Source organism: Bradyrhizobium sp. CCBAU 51765, assembly GCF_015291725.1.
Taxonomy (GTDB): Bacteria; Pseudomonadota; Alphaproteobacteria; order Rhizobiales; family Xanthobacteraceae; genus Bradyrhizobium; species Bradyrhizobium liaoningense.
The window spans coordinates 7,646,782-7,664,121 of sequence record NZ_CP030038.1 but is presented as its reverse complement, the minus strand read 5'-3'; the positions used below and the strand labels follow the sequence as shown (position 1 = coordinate 7,664,121).

At 64.4% G+C, this 17,340-nt stretch carries 18 protein-coding genes; 11 read left to right on the top strand and 7 right to left on the bottom strand.

Going from position 1 to position 17,340, the window contains the following annotated elements; translation table 11 throughout:
- Positions 1-85: 85 nt before the first annotated feature.
- The 5 genes from XH96_RS35500 to XH96_RS35480 all read left to right on the top strand — a co-directional run bounded on the left by XH96_RS35500 (position 86) and on the right by XH96_RS35480 (position 4,347).
- The gene (locus tag XH96_RS35500) at positions 86-385 is read left to right on the top strand and encodes a putative quinol monooxygenase (protein WP_194389952.1); all 300 of its coding nucleotides are present in this window, start codon (positions 86-88) and stop codon (positions 383-385) included.
- Between the two features lie 12 nt (positions 386-397).
- Positions 398-1,015 (top strand): urease accessory protein UreE, encoded by a 618-nt coding sequence (locus XH96_RS35495; RefSeq protein ID WP_194389951.1) that lies wholly within the window; start codon positions 398-400, stop codon positions 1,013-1,015.
- On the top strand, positions 996-1,724 hold the full coding sequence (locus XH96_RS35490; protein WP_194394385.1) for an urease accessory protein UreF: 729 nt from the start codon (positions 996-998) through the stop codon (positions 1,722-1,724). Before XH96_RS35495 ends, XH96_RS35490 begins: the two co-directional genes overlap by 20 nt.
- Before the next feature lie 38 nt (positions 1,725-1,762).
- Positions 1,763-2,386, top strand: a complete 624-nt coding sequence (gene ureG / locus XH96_RS35485) for an urease accessory protein UreG (RefSeq protein WP_061880967.1) — start codon at positions 1,763-1,765, stop codon at positions 2,384-2,386.
- A 299-nt stretch (positions 2,387-2,685) separates the two neighbouring features.
- Complete coding sequence (locus XH96_RS35480) at positions 2,686-4,347, top strand: HWE histidine kinase domain-containing protein (RefSeq protein WP_194389950.1); 1,662 nt, start codon at positions 2,686-2,688, stop codon at positions 4,345-4,347.
- Here XH96_RS35480 and XH96_RS35475 read toward each other — a convergent pair.
- Both XH96_RS35475 and XH96_RS35470 read right to left on the bottom strand, forming a co-directional pair.
- Entirely contained in the window at positions 4,344-4,988 is a 645-nt protein-coding gene (locus XH96_RS35475; RefSeq protein WP_194389949.1) for a TetR/AcrR family transcriptional regulator, read from the bottom strand. The genes XH96_RS35480 and XH96_RS35475 overlap by 4 nt on opposite strands.
- Before the next feature lie 162 nt (positions 4,989-5,150).
- Entirely contained in the window at positions 5,151-6,293 is a 1,143-nt protein-coding gene (locus XH96_RS35470) for an OpgC domain-containing protein (RefSeq protein WP_194389948.1), read from the bottom strand.
- Positions 6,294-6,700: 407 nt separating this feature from the next.
- On the opposite strand from XH96_RS35470, the gene XH96_RS35465 reads away from it, so the two are divergent.
- From XH96_RS35465 to XH96_RS35455, 3 genes are read left to right on the top strand one after another with little or no spacing between them, the layout of a single operon-like run.
- Positions 6,701-8,992, top strand: a complete 2,292-nt coding sequence (locus XH96_RS35465) for a TonB-dependent siderophore receptor (RefSeq protein ID WP_194389947.1) — start codon at positions 6,701-6,703, stop codon at positions 8,990-8,992.
- Between the two features lie 9 nt (positions 8,993-9,001).
- The gene (locus XH96_RS35460; RefSeq protein WP_194389946.1) at positions 9,002-10,210 is read left to right on the top strand and encodes a PepSY domain-containing protein; all 1,209 of its coding nucleotides are present in this window, start codon (positions 9,002-9,004) and stop codon (positions 10,208-10,210) included.
- Positions 10,207-10,389: a hypothetical protein gene (locus tag XH96_RS35455; protein ID WP_194389945.1), complete on the top strand. Its 183-nt coding sequence runs from the start codon at positions 10,207-10,209 to the stop codon at positions 10,387-10,389. The genes XH96_RS35460 and XH96_RS35455 overlap by 4 nt, the downstream gene beginning before the upstream one ends.
- 26 nt (positions 10,390-10,415) lie before the next feature.
- Here the strand turns inward: XH96_RS35455 and XH96_RS35450 are convergent, their stop codons facing one another.
- The 3 genes from XH96_RS35450 to XH96_RS35440 form a co-directional block, all read right to left on the bottom strand.
- Complete coding sequence (locus tag XH96_RS35450; protein ID WP_165936235.1) at positions 10,416-10,871, bottom strand: hypothetical protein; 456 nt, start codon at positions 10,869-10,871, stop codon at positions 10,416-10,418.
- Positions 10,872-10,964: 93 nt separating this feature from the next.
- On the bottom strand, positions 10,965-11,336 hold the full coding sequence (locus tag XH96_RS35445; RefSeq protein WP_194389944.1) for a YqjD family protein: 372 nt from the start codon (positions 11,334-11,336) through the stop codon (positions 10,965-10,967).
- 77 nt (positions 11,337-11,413) lie between these two features.
- Positions 11,414-12,526, bottom strand: coding sequence for an AI-2E family transporter (locus XH96_RS35440; RefSeq protein ID WP_194389943.1), 1,113 nt, complete (start codon positions 12,524-12,526; stop codon positions 11,414-11,416).
- 208 nt (positions 12,527-12,734) lie between these two features.
- Between XH96_RS35440 and XH96_RS35435 the strand changes: the two genes are divergently transcribed.
- From XH96_RS35435 to XH96_RS35425, 3 genes are all read left to right on the top strand, one after another.
- The gene (locus XH96_RS35435) at positions 12,735-13,520 is read left to right on the top strand and encodes a L,D-transpeptidase (RefSeq protein ID WP_194389942.1); all 786 of its coding nucleotides are present in this window, start codon (positions 12,735-12,737) and stop codon (positions 13,518-13,520) included.
- A gap of 16 nt (positions 13,521-13,536) precedes the next feature.
- Positions 13,537-14,184 (top strand): DUF2865 domain-containing protein, encoded by a 648-nt coding sequence (locus XH96_RS35430; protein ID WP_194389941.1) that lies wholly within the window; start codon positions 13,537-13,539, stop codon positions 14,182-14,184.
- A gap of 218 nt (positions 14,185-14,402) precedes the next feature.
- On the top strand, positions 14,403-14,558 hold the full coding sequence (locus tag XH96_RS35425) for a Thivi_2564 family membrane protein (RefSeq protein ID WP_061880958.1): 156 nt from the start codon (positions 14,403-14,405) through the stop codon (positions 14,556-14,558).
- A 64-nt stretch (positions 14,559-14,622) separates the two neighbouring features.
- Here XH96_RS35425 and XH96_RS35420 read toward each other — a convergent pair whose 3' ends face one another.
- Complete coding sequence (locus tag XH96_RS35420) at positions 14,623-14,823, bottom strand: CsbD family protein (RefSeq protein WP_061880957.1); 201 nt, start codon at positions 14,821-14,823, stop codon at positions 14,623-14,625.
- 129 nt (positions 14,824-14,952) lie between these two features.
- A complete protein-coding gene (locus XH96_RS35415) occupies positions 14,953-17,118 on the bottom strand; it encodes a malate synthase G (protein ID WP_194389940.1) in 2,166 nt (721 codons plus the stop codon).
- Between the last annotated feature and the right edge of the window lie 222 nt (positions 17,119-17,340).

The following is a 17,340-nucleotide window of genomic DNA, read 5'->3' as shown; positions in this document are numbered from 1 at the left end:
GGCTTTTCGGTTTTGCGTTCGATCCCGCCTGGTCTAATGTCCCGCCCGGTATCTGAAACCAGAAGAAAAGCCGGGAGGATTTCTCGTGATCTACGTCGTTGCCACCTTGACCATCAAGCCCGAAACGCGCGCCGAATTCATTGCAGCGGCCACCGCCTGCATCAAGGAGACCCGGAAGGAGCCCGGCAATATCGCCTATGATCTGCACGAGAGCGTCACCGATCCCAGCAAGATGGTGTTCGTCGAGCAGTGGGAGAATGCCGAGGCGCTGGGGCCGCATCGGGGCATGGAGCACATGAAGACGTTCGGCCGCGTCGCGGTGAAGTGCTTCACGGCGCCGCCGAAGATCGAAGTGATCACGCCCGAGAAGGTCGAAACGCGGTAGCGGGGTAAACGGATGATCCGGGCGACGCAGGTCAGGGGACAGCACCGCTTCACGGAAGCGCCAGCCGATACGGTCGTGCTCGATTTCGACGATCGGCACCGCCGCCGCATGGCGATGACCGGCACGCGGGGGCTCGAATTCCTGCTCGACCTGGAGCATGCCGTCGCTTTGCGCGGCGGCGACGCGCTGGTGCTGGAGGACGGCCGGCTGATCGAAGTGGTCGCGGCGCCCGAGCCGCTGCTGGAGATCCGCGGCCGCGATCCGCACCACCTCATCCGGGTCGGCTGGCATCTCGGCAATCGCCATCTGCCGACGCAGATCATGGCCAAGGCCCTACGCATCCGCCGCGACCACGTCATCGAGGCCATGGTGAAGGGCCTCGGCGCGCGGGTGATCGAGATCGAGGCGCCGTTCGATCCCGAAGGCGGGGCCTATGCCGATGCCGGCCATGCGCATGGGCACGATGACCATGCGCATCACGACCACGGCCATCATCACCATGATCACGGTCACCACGATCATGATCATGGCGCGCATGATCATGGCCACGGCCACCACCATCACCACGATGAGCACTGCGACCACCCCGACCATCACCACGGCCACAAGCATGCTCATGACCACAAATGAGCCGGTCGGCGCCGGCGCCCTTGCCGAAGGCGAGGCGGCGGCGCTGTACCGGCTGATGACCTGGCTGTCGCCAGCGTTCCCGGTCGGCGGCTTCTCCTATTCCAGCGGCCTCGAATGGGCCGTCGAGGCGGGCGACATCACCGACACGGCGACGCTGGCGGATTGGCTCGATGCGATGCTCGGCGACGGCTCCGGCTTTTGTGACGCGACGTTTCTGGTCCACGCCTATCGCGCCGCGGAAGCGGGCGAGACCACCGCTTTGAACGAGATCGCCGAGCTCGCCGCCGCCTTCGTGCCGTCGCGCGAGCGGCAGCTGGAGACGGCCTCGCAGGGCCGCGCCTTCATCGACATCGCTCGCGCCGCGTGGAACGCCGACGGACTGGATGCCGTGATTGCGGCATGCAGCACGCCACCGGTCTATCCGGTCGCCGTCGGTGTCGTCGCCGCGATGCACGCCGTGCCGCTGGCGCCGACATTGCACGCCTTTCTGCATGCGCTGGTCTCGAACTGGATCTCGGCGGCCAGCCGGCTCATTCCGCTCGGTCAGACCGATAGCCAGCGCGTGCTGGTCAGGCTGGAAGCCGCCGTCGCCGCGACCGCCAATCGTGCGCTGAACGCGGCATTGGACGATCTCGGCAGCGCGACGTTCCGGGCCGATCTCGCCAGCCTGCGGCACGAGACGCAGTACACGCGGCTGTTTCGCTCGTGACCGGCGCGGCTTCAACCAATCGAGAGAGAGCAAATCGCATGTCGAAATCTCACGGCCCCTTGCGCGTCGGTGTCGGCGGCCCGGTCGGGTCCGGCAAGACTGCGCTGATGGACCTGCTCTGCAAGACCATGCGCGAGCGCTATGACATTGCGGCGATCACCAACGACATCTACACCAAATGGGATGCGGAGTTCCTCGTGCGTTCGGGGTCGCTGACGCCGGATCGCATCGCCGGCGTCGAGACCGGAGGTTGCCCGCACACCGCGATCCGCGAGGATGCCTCGATGAACCTCGCCGCGGTCGCGGACATGCGCGCCAAGTTTCCCGGACTTGATCTCGTGCTGATCGAGTCCGGCGGTGACAATCTCGCTGCCACTTTTTCCCCGGAGCTGGCCGACCTCACCATCTACGTCATCGACGTCGCCGCCGGCGACAAGATCCCGTCCAAGGGCGGTCCCGGCATCACCCGGTCGGACCTCCTGGTCATCAACAAGATCGACCTCGCGCCCCATGTGGGCGCCTCCCTGGAGAAGATGGAGACGGACGCCAGGCGCATGCGCGGCGAGCGTCCCTTCGTCATGACCAACCTGAAGAAAAGCGAGGGGCTCGACCGAATCGTCGGCTTCATCGAAGCCAAGGGCGGCCTGAAACGGCCGGGCTGACGGGACGCGACCACTTGGCGCAGGCATTTCCTCGCCGTTAACGTTTGGGCGGCGCCGTCACCGCGGAACAAATTTCGGACACGGCGATTAACTACCTCCGGCGCCCGGGGCAGATCCGTCCCTGCCAGCCCATCGGCCGGGCGGATTAAGCTTTTCAGGCGACCCAAGTTGCGTACTGATGCCTCCTCCTCCATTATCTCCGCCACTGGGGTCTACCCTGTTTCGGCAGATGGCCGTTCGAGCGGCGTTCATATGCTCCGTGTTTATTGCCGACCTCCTGCTTTCGCCTGAGTAATCGCGTGGTCAGGCTCGGTTTCATCATCGGCTTCATCGCTTTGCTCGGGGCCTTGCTCTCCGGGCTTGCAGCCTATCGCGTCCATGACCAGGAACTGGCGCTGGATCGGATCGCGCTCGCGCGCGCGATCGACGTTCATGCGAGCCTGGTTCAGGACCGCCTCACCGAGCGGGAGCTGCTCGCGCGTGTCGCCTCAGGCCTGTTCCGTACGCCGTCCGTGATCAAGCCGAACATGCTGGAGCCGCTGCGCTCGGCGATCTACGCCTTCAAGACCGATTTCGTGGTGGCCGGCTGGATCGCCCGGCTGAAGCCGGACGAGCTCGCGGCGGCGCAGGCCGCCATCGCCGGCGCCGGCTTCCCAAATCCGCAGATTCGATCCTATGACGACAAGCCGATCAATCCGGCCGAGATCACGCAGCCGATCGACGTGCTGATGGACCTCGAGCCACGCAGCAACGAGACCAAGACGCTGCCCGGCCGCAGCTACGATCAGGATCCGGTTCGCAGTGCCATGCTGACGCGTGCGCGCGCCGAGAAGAGGTCGGTTGCCTCGGACCCGGTGCCGTTGATCAGCGGGGACGGCGCGATCGGCATCATCGTGGCTGCGCCCGTCATTCCCGAGGGCGCAACGGAGCCGGCCGGGTTTGTCACATTTTCCTACGAACTCGCCTCGCTGATGCTGACCAACGACGACATGTCGTTGTTCGCGGTCGCGCTCAGGGATCCGCGCAAGGAAGGCGGCGAGCTGATCGCCAACGACCAGGGCGTGATCTCGACGCGCAGGGTTGCAGTGGACGGCCCGGCGCCGTCGGCGACGCGCACGGTGAGCTTCGGTGGCCGTGACTGGCAGCTCAGCTATTATGCGAAAACCAACTCGGCGCGTCGCGCCGAGCAGACCGCCATCATCGTCGCGGCAATCGGCTTTGCGATCACGGCAATGGTGTGCGGCCTGTTCGGCTATGTCGCCTACAACAATCTGCGGCTCAGCCGGGAGATCCAGGTCAGGATCGGGTTCGAGCGCCGGCTGACTGCGGTCATCGACGAGCTCAACCACCGCGTCAAGAACATCCTGGCGGTGATCCAGTCGATCGTGACGCGCACCTTGCGCCACGGCTCGGACATCGACAACGCGCGCGAGCTGTTGATCGGGCGCATCCACGCCATGTCCAACGTGGTTTCGCTGCTCAGCGAGAGCCAGTGGCAGGGCGTCAAGCTGAAGGGCCTGTTCGAGGCGCGCGCCATCCCGCATGCCGACCGCATCGCCGTCACCGGTCCTGATATCGCGGTCAGCGCACGCGCGGCGCAGAGTCTGTCGCTACTGTTCTTCGAGCTCGCCTCGCATTCCGACGAGGGCCTGTCGCTGGTTGGAAAGCATCCGCACATCACCGCCAATTGGACGGTGACGGGAGAGGAGGGCAACGAGGTCTTCCATTTCCGCTGGGAGGAGTTCAACACCAGCGAGGCGACGCGTCGGCCGGATTCCGATTTCGGCCTGATCCTGCTCGACCGCGTCGCGCCCGAGGCGCTAGGGGGCACCGCCAAGCGCTTCTTCACCGACGTCTCCTACGTCTATGAATTGACCGCCCCGATGGAGACGGTGGTCGACATGACCGAGCGCGACCGCACGGACAAGATCTCGGCGCCGGTCAGGCCCGTGCGCAGCTAGCCCTTCGGCCGCAACACGAGATCGACGAGGTTGCGCGCGTAAGCCGGAGTGACCGGCGTGATGCCGAAGACGTAGCGATAGAACAGGCTGCCATAGATCGCATCGTAGAGATCCTCGGGTAGCCCTTCAGCCAGAATGCTGCCATCCTGCTGGCCCGCGGCGATCATCTCGACGAGCGCGTCGCGGCGGAATTGTAGGTAGCGCGCGTAGAATAGCTCCGCCGAGCCGGTCTTCGAGATGCATTCGGAGATGACGGCGAGTTGGACCTTGCCGAACTCGCCCTGGAGTGCCTCTGCATAGGCCGCGGCATGGCGGCGCGCGCGCGCCGCGGGGCTGCCGGAACTCGCCGGCGGCAGCGGCAGCATCTGCGCGGCGTGGTGGAGAAAGGCGTCGATCAAAAGCGCCTCGCGGGACGGCCACCATTTGTAGATCGTCATCTTGGAGACGCTGGAATGGCGCGCGACCGCATCGATGGTGGTGGCGGCAAGGCCGGTGGAGGCCATCAGCGCATAGGCGCTCTCGAGAATGGCGTTGCTGGTCTCGATTGACCTCGGCCGGCCGCGCCGGGGCGCGCTGTCAGCCTCGTCACCCCCGCCTTTCCCCCTCGTCACGCCCGGTCTCCTCACGCAGACTTTCGGCATAGCGCAGCCGTAGCCTTCGGCCTAGCAGAATCGCACGATTTTACGACCAAAGCGGAACGACTTTAGATTGAATCGATTGCCGCGGCTCCTTCACCTCTCCCGCGCGCGGGAGAGGGAGTGCGCCTCCGCCGTTGCAGCGATCAAGCCTCATCTCATCATGCTTTAGGCCTGCTGCCTCAGGGCGGCCGGCATGTCCTGCCGCTTCGACCAGGCGACGTAGTAGGCGACGGCGGTCATCGCGGCGAAGCCGACGATGCTCACCACGATCTGCATCGCCACCAGATTGGGGCCGGTGATCAGGATGAGATGGCCGGCAAAGGACAGGAACACGCCGACGCAGAACACGGCGAGCCATTCCTCGCCGCATCGTATGACCGCCTGAAGCGGCTTCAATCGCAGGCCGGGGTGATCGGCTGGAACCAGATGGGTCGCAAGCAAGGCGAGCGCGAGGAAGTGAACCACGCGATAAGGCGCAAGATTCTCCTTGTCGGTCGGCGCGATGCTCTCGAGGAGCAGGCCGGGCAGATAGGCGGACAGTTCCGGCGAATGGCGCAACAGGGTGACCGCCATCGCGAAAACGAGATAGCTCCCTGCGAGCAGCCGCAGCCAGGGAAGGTCGCGCAGCGCCCGTCCCGGTGCGCCGGTGACGGCGAACCAGCCGCCCAGCACCATCAGCATCTGCCAGCAGAACGGATTGAAGGTCCACTCCTGGTCGGGAGAGACCCGAAAATTCCACTCGAACCAGCGTGCGGCAAGATACAGCGCGACCGATGCCGCAAGCGTCACGTTCGGCCGTCGCAACAGACCCCACAGCGCGAACGGAAAGAAGGCCATCAGAGGAATCATCAGTTGCAGAAGGTCGAGGTTCAGCGGCTCCTCCTGGAGCACGAGGCCGCCAATCAGGATCCGCAGCGGGTGCTCGAGAATGCCCGAGATGTTGTATTCGTGGATGATCTCCGGCGCCATCGATTGCGAGGCGACATAGGCGATGGCGTCGATATAGATCACGAACAGCACGACATAGGCGGCGTAGAGCCGCCAGACGCGGCGAAAGATTCGCGTCGCCGCGACCAGGTAGCCGCGCTCAAGCGACATCCTGCCGTGGATGATGGCGACGCCATAGCCAACCACGAACACGAACAGGTCCGCCGCACCGCTGAAGCCGAAGTTGCGCAGCGTCAGCAGGTTGACGACGTTGTTCGGAATGTGGTCGACGAAGACCGACCAGTTGGCGATGCCGAGCGTCAAATACAGCCGGGCGTCGTGATGGAATGCGGCGAGGTTCGCCTTGACGGACGTTTTCATTGAGTAAAATAGCTTTTGGAATCAGGGTGATGCTTTTAGCGGCATCCTCCTGCCTATCCGAGTAGCGTTTGCGTGAGTGAGGCCGGTTTGCACCGGCTGGTGCAAAATTGCGCAAGGCGTCCCGGTGCGTCTGCGCGTCTCGTCCGACCAGCCCAGGCGCGACTTCTGCAAAGGCCGATCAACCCGCCTGCGGTCGCCCGGCCGGCGCCTGTCGTGCCTAGTGTTGCACGATTCTGTTACGGGTTGCAGGGCCTCCCTAGTCTGGAAATGGAAAACCTCCAGTCTGGAGGACTTCCATCACTCGTCGTTGAACTGCTGCGGTAACTCGTTGTTCCGGCTGCATCCATTCGCAGTCGGAACTTGGGGAAGTTGCAGTGGGCGTTTTGGAAGTGGGGCGTTGGCGGCTCATGGGCGCCGTCAGCTCGATCGTTTTGATTGTTGTTACGGGAGGGGCGGCAGCCCAATCATCGACGGCGGCATCGACCGGCGGGGCGGGCACCGAGCTCACTCCGGTGATCGTCCAGAGCAGCGCATCGCCGAAGCGGGTTAATACGTCATCCTCGCGCAGCCGCAGCGCGGCCCGCACGCGAGCGGCCTCGCGCGCGAATACAGCCGCCGGCGCCTCCGCTGCAACCGGGACCGGCGCCAGCGCGAGTCGCAAGGAATCGGCCTTCGGCCACGTTGACGGCATGGTCGCGACGCGGAGCGCGACCGGCACCAAGACCGATACGCCGCTGATCGAGACGCCGGCAGCGATCTCGGTCATTACCCAGGATCAGATCCAGGCTCAGGGCGCGCAGAGCATCGCGCAGGCGGTGCGCTATACGCCGGGTACGCGCGGTGAGCTCGCCGGCGCCGACGGTCGCACCGATGCCGTCTATGTCCGCGGATTTCTCGCCGACCAGTATCTGGATTCGCTGCGGCTGCTCAATTTCGGCATCTTCGCCTACTCGCTCGTCGAGCCATTCAATCTCGAGCGAGTCGAGATCCTGCACGGCCCAGCCTCCATCCTGTACGGCCAATCGTCGCCGGGAGGTCTCGTCGACATGGTCTCGAAGCGCCCGACGCTCGAGCCCTATCACGAGATGTTCGTCTCGACCGGCAGCTATGGCCGCGCCCAAGCCGGCATCGACCTGTCCGGGCCGATCGACAAGAACAAGGAGTTTCTCTACCGCTTCACGGCGTCCGGCTTCGACGTCGGCAGCCAGGTCGACCATGGCGATTACCGGCGCATCTCCATCGCGCCGTCACTGACCTGGCGGCCGGACAACAATACCACGTTGACGGTGCTCGGCACCTATCAGCGCGATCCCAAGGCCGGGTTCTACAATCAACTGCTGCCGCGCGGAATCGGCACCATCACGCCCTACAAGGGCAGCTTCATCCCAACCAGCTTCTATTCGGGCGAGCCGGGCTTCGACAAGACGGATCGCACCTACGGTTCGGTCGGCTATCTGTTCGATCACAGCTTCAACAACAATGTGAAGGTGCGGCAGAACCTGCGCTACACCGATCTCAGCACCGATTTCGCGGTGGTGTCCCCCAACTCCGGCACCGATCCCACCAATATGACCCGCGGCGCCTACACCACGCAGGAGACCATCCACTCCATCGCCGTCGACAATCAAGTCGAGGCGAAATTCTTCGCCGGCCCGATCGAGCACACCGTGCTCGCCGGCGTCGATTACCGGAACGGCGTCGACAAGACCCTCAACGGCCTGCTTGCTTCCGTGCCGTCGATCAACGCCTTCGATCCGGTCTATGGTACGCCGTTCGGACCGGTACCATTCACGACCAGAAACCGGCAGCGGATCGAGCAGCTCGGCGAGTATATCCAGGACCAGATCAAGTACGATCGCTGGGTGGCGCTGCTTGGCATCCGTCATGATCTCGCCCAGTCCCGCACCGAGAGCACGTCACTCGCATCCAACCTCACCACGATCGCGCCAAAATCCGATACAGCGGTCACCAAGCGTGCTGCGCTGTTGTACAAATTCGACAATGGCGTCGCGCCTTATGTCCAGTACACGGAATCGTTTCAGCCGACCGCTGGCACCGATGCCCTCAACCGTCCCTTCGTACCGACGACCGGTCAGCAGGAGGAGGCCGGCATCAAGTATCAGCCCAACGACATATCGCTGTACACGATTGCGGCGTTCAACCTGGTCCAGCAGAACGTGCTGACGCCGGATACCGATCCGACTCATCCGATCGGCTCGCGCGTCCAGACCGGCGAGATCCGGTCGCGCGGCGTCGAGTTCGAGGCCAAGACCGAGATCAGTCGCGAACTCACGGTGCTGGCCTCGTACACCTATCTCGACAACGTCGTCACAAGATCCAACACAGCGACGCAGTTCGGCAAGCATCCGGTCGGCTTTCCCATGAATTCCGCCTCGGCCTGGGCGGACTATACGTTCCGCGGCGGTCCGCTGGACGGGTTCGGCTTATCCGGCGGCGTCCGCTATATCGGCGAGCTTCCCGGCAATACGGCCAACACCTTCTACGTCCCGGCCGTGACGCTGTTCGATGCGGCGATCCATTACGACTTCTCGGCCCTGGGGCCGATGTTCAAAGGCTATTCGGCGCAGGTCAACGCGACCAATCTGTTCGACAAGACCTATGTGACCTATTGCCAGGACGTCGGCTGTTACTATGGCCTGCGTCGCAACGTCATCGCGACGTTGCGCTACCGTTGGTAGGGGCTTGCGATGAGCGATCCGGCGATCTCCAGAGAGCGAGTGTACGAACGCAAGCCGGCGCTACGGCGCTGGCTCTTCGTGCACAAATGGTCGAGCCTGATCTGCACGCTGTTCCTGCTCCTGATCTGCATCACCGGCCTGCCGCTGGTGCTGCGGGATGAGATCGACGGCCTGCTCGACGACGCCTTGCCCTACGCACAGGTGCCGGAGGGTACGCCCAATGTCAGTCTCGACCGGGTCGTCGAGGTCAGCCGGAAGCTGTATCCCGGCGAGACCATCATCTCGGTATTCGTCGACGACGACGAGCCCAAGATCATGGTCTACATGGCGAGTTCGTGGGCGGCGTACAACGCCAACCGCAAATCGCTGTACTCGATCCGGTTCGATGCCCATACCGGTGACGTGCTGAAGCAGACAAAGCCATTCGGTGCGGACGGGTTGACCTTCCTGCAACTGATGCTCACGCTGCATCGCGACCTGTTCGCGGGGCTGCCGGGTGAGCTGTTCCTCGGTGCGATGGCTCTGCTGTTCATTGTCGCGATCGTCTCCGGCATCGCGATCTACGGACCTTTCATGCGCAAGCTCGATTTCGGCACGGTGCGGGCGGCCCGATCGCCGCGGCTGAGATGGCTCGACCTGCACAATCTGCTCGGCGTCGTGACGCTCGGCTGGGCCCTGGTGGTCGGCGCGACCGGCGTGATCAACGAACTCTCGACCCCGCTGTTCGCGCTGTGGCAGCAGACCGACGTGCGCGCGATGCTGGCGCCGATGCAAGGCAGGCCGGTTCCGGAGACTTCCGAACTGTCGTCGCCTCAGGCAGCCTTTGACACGGTGAAAGCGGCATTCCCTGACATGATCGCGACCAGCGTGGTCTATCCGGGGGCTCCCTTCGGTTCGCCCTTCCACTACGTGGTCTGGACCAAGGGCAGGGAGCCTTTGACCTCGCGCCTGTTCAGCCCGGTGCTGGTCGATGCCAGGAGCGGCGCGCTGGTGTCGGCAGTGGCCATGCCCTGGTATCTGCGCGCGCTGGAGCTGTCGCGCCCGCTGCATTTCGGCGATTACGGCGGCATGCCGCTGAAGATCATCTGGGTGCTGCTCGACCTCGTCACCATCGTCGTGCTCGGCAGCGGGCTGTATCTCTGGCTGTCACGGTCGCGTGCCGCGAGAGCGCAGCAGCATTCCGCAGTAGCCATGCCGCTGCCGGGAGCGGCTGAATGACGGGCACTCGTTCGCTTCGTCTGATCTGGCGCTGGCCAGCCTTGCTTGCGGCTCTGAACGTGTTCGGCCTGCTGGCTGCCTTGATCGGCCAGACGGGGATGTGGCTGCCGTTGTCCTGGATCGCGCTGACCATTCCGCTTGCTGTGGCCGCGATCTGCATTGTTCGCAGCCGGCCATAGACGCAAGCGGCCTGCGCACCTTGCCGCTACTCGGCAGGTTCAGCCGACACCTCGTCGGGCACACCGGCGCGGCTCGCCAGGATGCCGAGGGCGACGCCGCCGATCGCCAGGATCGGCAACAGCCGCTTCATGCCGATGGCGCGAACGATCTGGAGTCCGGTGGCGAGGAGCATCGGATCCGCAAGCATGCTCTGCGCTGCCGACTTCGCGGCGCGCTCGGCCGCGATCTGGGCACGCTTCTGCACCTCGCGCTTGTAACCCCAGTAGGAGCCTGCCGCCGCCAGGGTCAGCAGGAAGAAGATGCCCGCGCCGGCCAGGCAGGCCTGCACCGGGCCATATGCCTCCAGGACCGAGATGAAGACGGCGGCACACAGGAAGCCTGTCGTCACCAACAGCGCAAAGGCCGCGCCTGCGGCAAGGGAGGTCAGCCGAATTGTCGTGCCGGTGGATGCACTGATCCCGTCGATGATGCGCTGAAACATGGCCTTGCTCCTCAAATCCCCCACAAGCCGAAACGTCACAAGCCAACATCGGCGGCGCGGCAGCGCCGCCGTCTCAGCATCCGTTCCGCAATCTTACCGGCGCCAGGCGACGCCGATCAGGAAGCCGATGCCGAGCGCCAGTCCGACGGTCGCGAGCGGTCGCTGCGTGATCGCCTCTTCCAGCGTCTCCTCGATCGAGCCGTAGGCATCTTGCGCAGCTTCCATCATCGCGCTGCCGCGCTCGGACATGTCGTCCATCGCGGAATCCACGTTTTCGCGCGCCTGGCGATAGCCGCGGCGAGCCTGCTTGCTGGTGGAGTTGGCGAAAGTATTGAGCGCGTCGGTGATCTGGTCGGTGAGGGCGGCGATATCGCTTTTCACGGCTGCTACATCCTTCTCGAGACGTTCTCGGGTGGCTTTGTCGGTCCAGTCTTTCATCCCGGCTTCGGCATTGGGCGTGGACATCGGGAGCTCCAAACTGTTGACGGCTGAGATAGCCGGAGAACGTTTCGTCGTCGGGGAAGTTCCGTCACGGAAACCGGTCAGGCCTGCGGCAGATGCGGCGCGTCCGTTGGCAGCAGATGCTCCTTGAGAATCAGGGCCATGATCAGAAGCGGTGAGGACAGGAACGCGCCCATGGGGCCCCACATCCAGGTCCAGAAGGCCAGCGCCAGCAGGACCGCAAGTGCATTGAGCGCCAGTCGCCGGCCGATAATGGTCGGCGTGATGAAGTGCCCCTCCAGGAAGGTGAGCCCGCCGAAGGCGAGCGCGGCCATGAGGCCGCCGCCGATGGTTGGGAAGGCGACCAGGCCTACCACGACCAGCACCACGAACATCGCGACCGGCCCGATGATCGGGATGAAATTGAGCGTTGCCGCCAGCGCGCCGAGCCCGGCGGGATTGGGCATGCCGGTGAGCGCGCAGATGAGGCCGGTGCCGATGCCGACGCCCACATTAATCAGGGTGACGGTCAGGAGGTAGTTGCCGAGATGAACCTCGATCTCGTTGAGAATGCGAAGGGTACGCAGACGCGCGTCGCGATCGCTGAATGTCATGATCATGGCTCGCCGCAGGTCGCGCCAGCTCGCGATGAACAGAATGAGGGTGACGAAGAACAGCAGGAATTCGGTAAAGGTCGGCGAGAGGAATTCCAGCGTGGGTTGCACCCATTCGACCTTGGGCATCTCAATGCTGGGGAAGCCCTCCGAGCCGCCGATCATGCCCTGTAGCTCTCGCCACAGCGCCAGCGGCCGGTTGAATACGTGCAGTTTATCCTTCAATTGAGCGCCGAGCTCCGGCAGGCGCGTGCTCCACTCCATCACGGGTGAGGCGATCAGGGCGACGACGAAGGCGACCACCGTCGTCCCCGCGATCACGATCAGGACAGCTCCGAGCCCCCGCGGCACCTTGTACCGCTCCAGGAAGTTCGCCGCCGGCGACAGCATGGTGCCGGTGACGAAGGCCATCACCACGGGCAGGAAGAACGCCCTTCCGACATAGAGCACGGTGACGACCGCAATCAGCAGCAGGCCCGCGAGCGCGAAAGCGACGAACTCGGTGCGGCGGATCACCGGCGGCAGCTCGCCACGGCTCTCGGGGAGCGGTTCGCCTTCGCTGCTTCCGGAAATTAGGCGATCGCTGGGAAGGACGCGCACAACATATCTCCCGCATGGAAGGCTAGCGACCCGCGCGCCCATTCCATAACGTTGCGGGGGAAGCGCGAGTTCCATCGCAGCTTCGTGAAGATGTGCTCGCTTGACTGTGACCAAGCTGCCGCAGCCTGCGGTGGAACTCGAATCGGCACCACTGCGTTGCTTGAACCAGCTGCGTCACCCCTGATGCAGACGTCCAATGGGGCAGCACATGACGAAGTTCTCTGTAGTCCGCCGCAGCTCAGCGCCGCGCTCTGTCGCCGCGTTCGCGCTCGCCACTGCCTTCCTCGCGGTAACCTGTGGTGGCGCGAGCGCGCAAACCTTCGGCTACGCTCCGATGCAGCCGCAGGCCTATCCGCAGGACCAGGGTTACTCCCAGGCTTACTCCCAGGGTGAAGTCAACGAGGCGCCGCAGCCCGCCGACGAGGACGCCCAGTTGCCCGACCGCCTGCGAAAGCAGATCGTCAGCTTCGACAGGGGCGAGCCGGCCGGTACCATCGTCATCGACACCAACAACACCTATCTCTACTACGTACTCGGCAACGGTCGCGCGATCCGCTACGGCGTCGGCGTCGGCCGCGAGGGCTTCACGTGGTCGGGCGTGCAGAGCGTGAGCCGCAAGGCGGAATGGCCGGACTGGCATCCGCCGACCGCGATGATCGCGCGCCAGCCCTATCTGCCGCGCTTCGTCGCCGGTGGCCCCGGCAATCCGCTCGGCGCGCGTGCGATGTATCTCGGCTCCAGCGAATACCGCATCCACGGCACCAACGATCCCTCCACCATCGGCAAGTTCGTGTCGTCCGGCTGCATCCGCATGACCAACGAGGACGTCATCGACCTGTTCAACCGGGTCAATGTCGGCGCCAAGGTCGTGGTGCTGCCGAAGAATGCGCCGTTGATGGCCAAAGGCGCAGATCCCGCGCGAAAGCGCCCGGCCGTGAGCACGGTGCCCACCGGCCGCCAGGCGTTGAACATCACGACGTCGGCCGTGAACTGAGAGTGAGCGAGGTCGTATGAGCAGGCGCCTGTTTGGCAAATTGGCTGGCGGTACGGCGATGTTGATCGCTGTCTCCGCCGGTCTGGCGTCGGCACCGTCGGCGCATGCGGAGGATTTCTTCTCGGCATTGTTCGGCGGCTTCCGGATGCGGCCGCCGCCGGAGATCCGGATGCCGTTCCCGAACGAAGACGTGCCGCGCTACGACGCGCCGCGGCGGTCCTCCTATGGCGCCGGCACGGCCTATTGCGTGCGCGGCTGCGACGGCCGCTACTTCCCGGCGCAAGGCACCGATGCCGCGAGCAAGGCGCAGTCCTGCAAGAGCTTCTGCCCGGCCTCGGAAACCTCGCTGGTCTACGGCAGCAATATAGACGACGCCACGATGGAGAACGGGAAGTCCTATTCCGACCTGCCGAACGCGTTCCGCTATCGTAATGAGATCGTCGCGGGGTGCACCTGCAACGGCAAGGACCCGGCTGGGCTCGCCCAAGTCAAGGTCGAGGACGATCCCACCCTGCGCAAGGGCGACATCGTCGCCGGCGCCAACGGCCTCGTGGTCGCCAGCCGCAACGCCAATGATCGCCGCGGTGTCGCGATGAATTTCTCGCCGCTGCCGGACTCGGTGCGCGCCAAATTCCGCCAGGTCCCCGTGGTGGCGAAGGAGTAGGGTTGCCGCAACGAAGCAGACTATCGCCCCATCGGCAGTGGTCTCCGGACAAGCTCGCCGCGAGCGCGCGCGGGTCCGCATCTGGAAGAACGAAATCGCAGGTGGCTCGTCCGATCGTAGGGATTTCGTGAGAGGTTTCAGCGGGTTGCAGAAGTGGAACCGACCAGAGTGCAGCGCGTTAAGAACAGTGGCACAATTTGCCTGAAGGGGGTCCTGCAATGCTGGTCGGCGTACTCGTTACCTTTCTCGTCGTCATTCTCGTGCTCTATCTCATCAACATGCTGCCGTTGGACGGCCGGGCCAAGCAGATCGCGCGCGTGGTTGTCATCATCATCGGCATCGTGTCGCTGCTGAAGTATCTGGCGGTATTCTAGCGAAGGCGGGCTACACCTCAAAAACAAAAGCCCCGGCGTAAGCCGGGGCTTCGTTTGTGCTGCTTTAGTGCAGCCCTTTGAGCCAGTCGTCGACGTCCTGACGAACCTGGTCCTTGGCCTTGCCGTAGCGTTCTTGGAGCCGGCCCTCGAGCTGCTCGCGCCGACCCTCGATCAATTGGAGGTCGTCGTCGGTGAGCTTGGCCCATTTCTCCTTGGCCGAGCCCTTGAATTGCTTCCAGTTCCCTTCGATCCGATTCCAGTCCATGACCGTCTCCCGTTGGTTGATGGCCGGACAACGCGGTCCACGGTGCAGCCGTTCCGCGGCCCGCCGCGGCGTTTCGCCCACAAAAAAGCCCCGGCGCGAGCCGGGGCTTTCGAAGTTCTCTGGCGGAGCTCAGCCCGCCGCTTTCGCCTCGCGGCGGCGGGCAGTGAGGATGTATTCGGTGTAGCCGTTCGGCTGCTCGCGCCCCTTGAAGATGAGGTCGCAGGCCGCCTTGAAGGCGACGCCGTCGAAGGCGGGCGCCATCGGCTTGTAGATGGGATCGCCCGCGTTCTGCTTGTCGACGACGACCGCCATGCGCTTGAGCGATTCCATCACCTGCGCCTCGGTGATCACGCCCTGATGCAGCCAGTTGGCGAGATGCTGGCTGGAGATGCGCAAGGTCGCGCGGTCTTCCATCAGGCCGACATCGTGGATGTCGGGCACCTTGGAGCAGCCGACGCCCTGGTCGATCCAGCGCACGACATAGCCGAGGATGCCCTGGCAGTTGTTGTCGATCTCCTGCTTGACGTCATCCGGCGCCCAGTTCGACTTCGACACCGGGATGGTGAGGATGTCCGAGAGCTTCGCGCGCGGACCGCCCTTGGTCAGCTCCTGCTGACGCGCGATCACGTTGACCTGGTGGTAGTGCAGCGCGTGCAGCGTCGCCGCCGTCGGCGATGGCACCCAGGCGGTGGTGGCGCCCGCCTGCGGATGGCCGAGCTTCTGCGCCAGCATGTCCGCCATCTTGTCCGGCGCTGCCCACATGCCCTTGCCGATCTGGGCATGGCCGGGAAGGCCGCAGGTCAGGCCCATATCGACGTTCCAGTCCTCATAGGCCTTGATCCAGGCCTGCGCCTTCATCTCGTTCTTGCGGATCATCGGACCCGCTTCCATCGAGGTGTGGATCTCGTCGCCGGTGCGGTCGAGGAAGCCGGTGTTGATGAACATGATGCGCTTGGAGGCGCGCTGGATGCAGGCCTTGAGGTTGACGGTGGTACGCCGCTCCTCGTCCATGATGCCGACCTTGAGCGTGTTCTCAGGCAGGCCCAGCATCTTCTCGACGCGGTCGAAGATCTCGCAGGTCAGCGACACCTCGTCCGGGCCGTGCATCTTCGGCTTGACGATATAGGCAGAGCCGGTGCGGCTGTTCTTGACCTTGGAGTTGCCCTTGAGGTCGTGGATGGCGAGCAGGCCGGAGACGGCGGCATCGAGCAGGCCTTCCGGAATCTCCTCGCCCTTCTCGTCCAGCACCGCGTCGGTGAACATGTGGTGACCGCAATTGCGCATCAACAGCAGGCTGCGGCCGTGCAGCTTGACCTCGCCCTTGCCGTCCGGCGTCTTGTAGTTGCGGTCGGCGTTGAGCGAGCGCGTCAGCGTCTTGCCGCCCTTCTCGAAATCGGCCGAGAGCGTCCCGTTCATCAGGCCGAGCGTGTTGCGATAGACCAGCACCTTGTCCTCGGCGTCGACCGCGGCGACCGAGTCTTCCATGTCGAGAATGGTGGAGACCGCGGCCTCCATGATCATGTCGGCGACGCCGGCCGGATCGTCCTTGCCGATCGCGCTGCTGCGGTCGATCTTGACCTCGATATGCAGGCCGTTGTTGACGAGCAGCACCGCGCTCGGCGCCGCCGCATCGCCCTGGAAACCCGCGAACTGCGCAGCGTTCTTCAGCGCGGTGGCGTTGCCGCTCTTCAGCTTCACCGCAAGCTGGCCCGCGACGACGCTGTAGGCGGTGACGTCGGTGTGGCTGCCGGTCGCGAGCGGGACGGCCGCATCGAGAAACGCCTTGGCCTTGGCGATCACCTTGTCGCCGCGCGCCTTGTTGTAGCCCTTGCCGCTCTCGGCAGCGTCGTGCGGAATCGCGTCGGTGCCGTAGAACGCGTCATAGAGCGAGCCCCAGCGCGCATTCGCCGCGTTCAGCGCATAGCGCGCATTGGTGAGCGGCACCACGAGCTGCGGGCCGCAGATCTTGCCGATCTCCTCGTCGACATTGGCGGTCTCGACCTTCTGCGTCGCCGGCTCCGGGACCAGATAGCCGATCTCCTTCAGGAAGGCGGTGTAGGCATCGAGGTCGAACGCCTTGCCCTTGTTGGCGCGGTGCCAGTCGTCGATCTTGGCCTGCAGCGTGTCGCGGAATGCGAGCAGCTCGCGGTTCTTAGGGCCCAGTTCCTTGATGATGGCGGCAAGCCCGGCCCAGAACGCATCCGGCGCGATCCCCGTTTTCGGGGCCGCTTCCTTGGCGATGAAGTCAAACAGGACGGGAGCGATCTTCAATCCGTGGGCGTCGACGCGTTTCATGATGGGCTTTCTTGTTGGAAATGGCTGTTTTTGGCTGCTTTTGACCCGACAGCAGCAAAATGCGCCCACGCGGGGGCGGCTTTCGGGACCTATTAGCCCCAAAATCAGGGCGCTGAGAAGACCCCCGGTGGCTTGTCAAAATGTCAAGAAGAGAGAGGAAAGGCCCCACCACCGGTGTCATTCCCCGCGAAAGCGGGGAATCCAGTACGCCGCGGCTTCTCT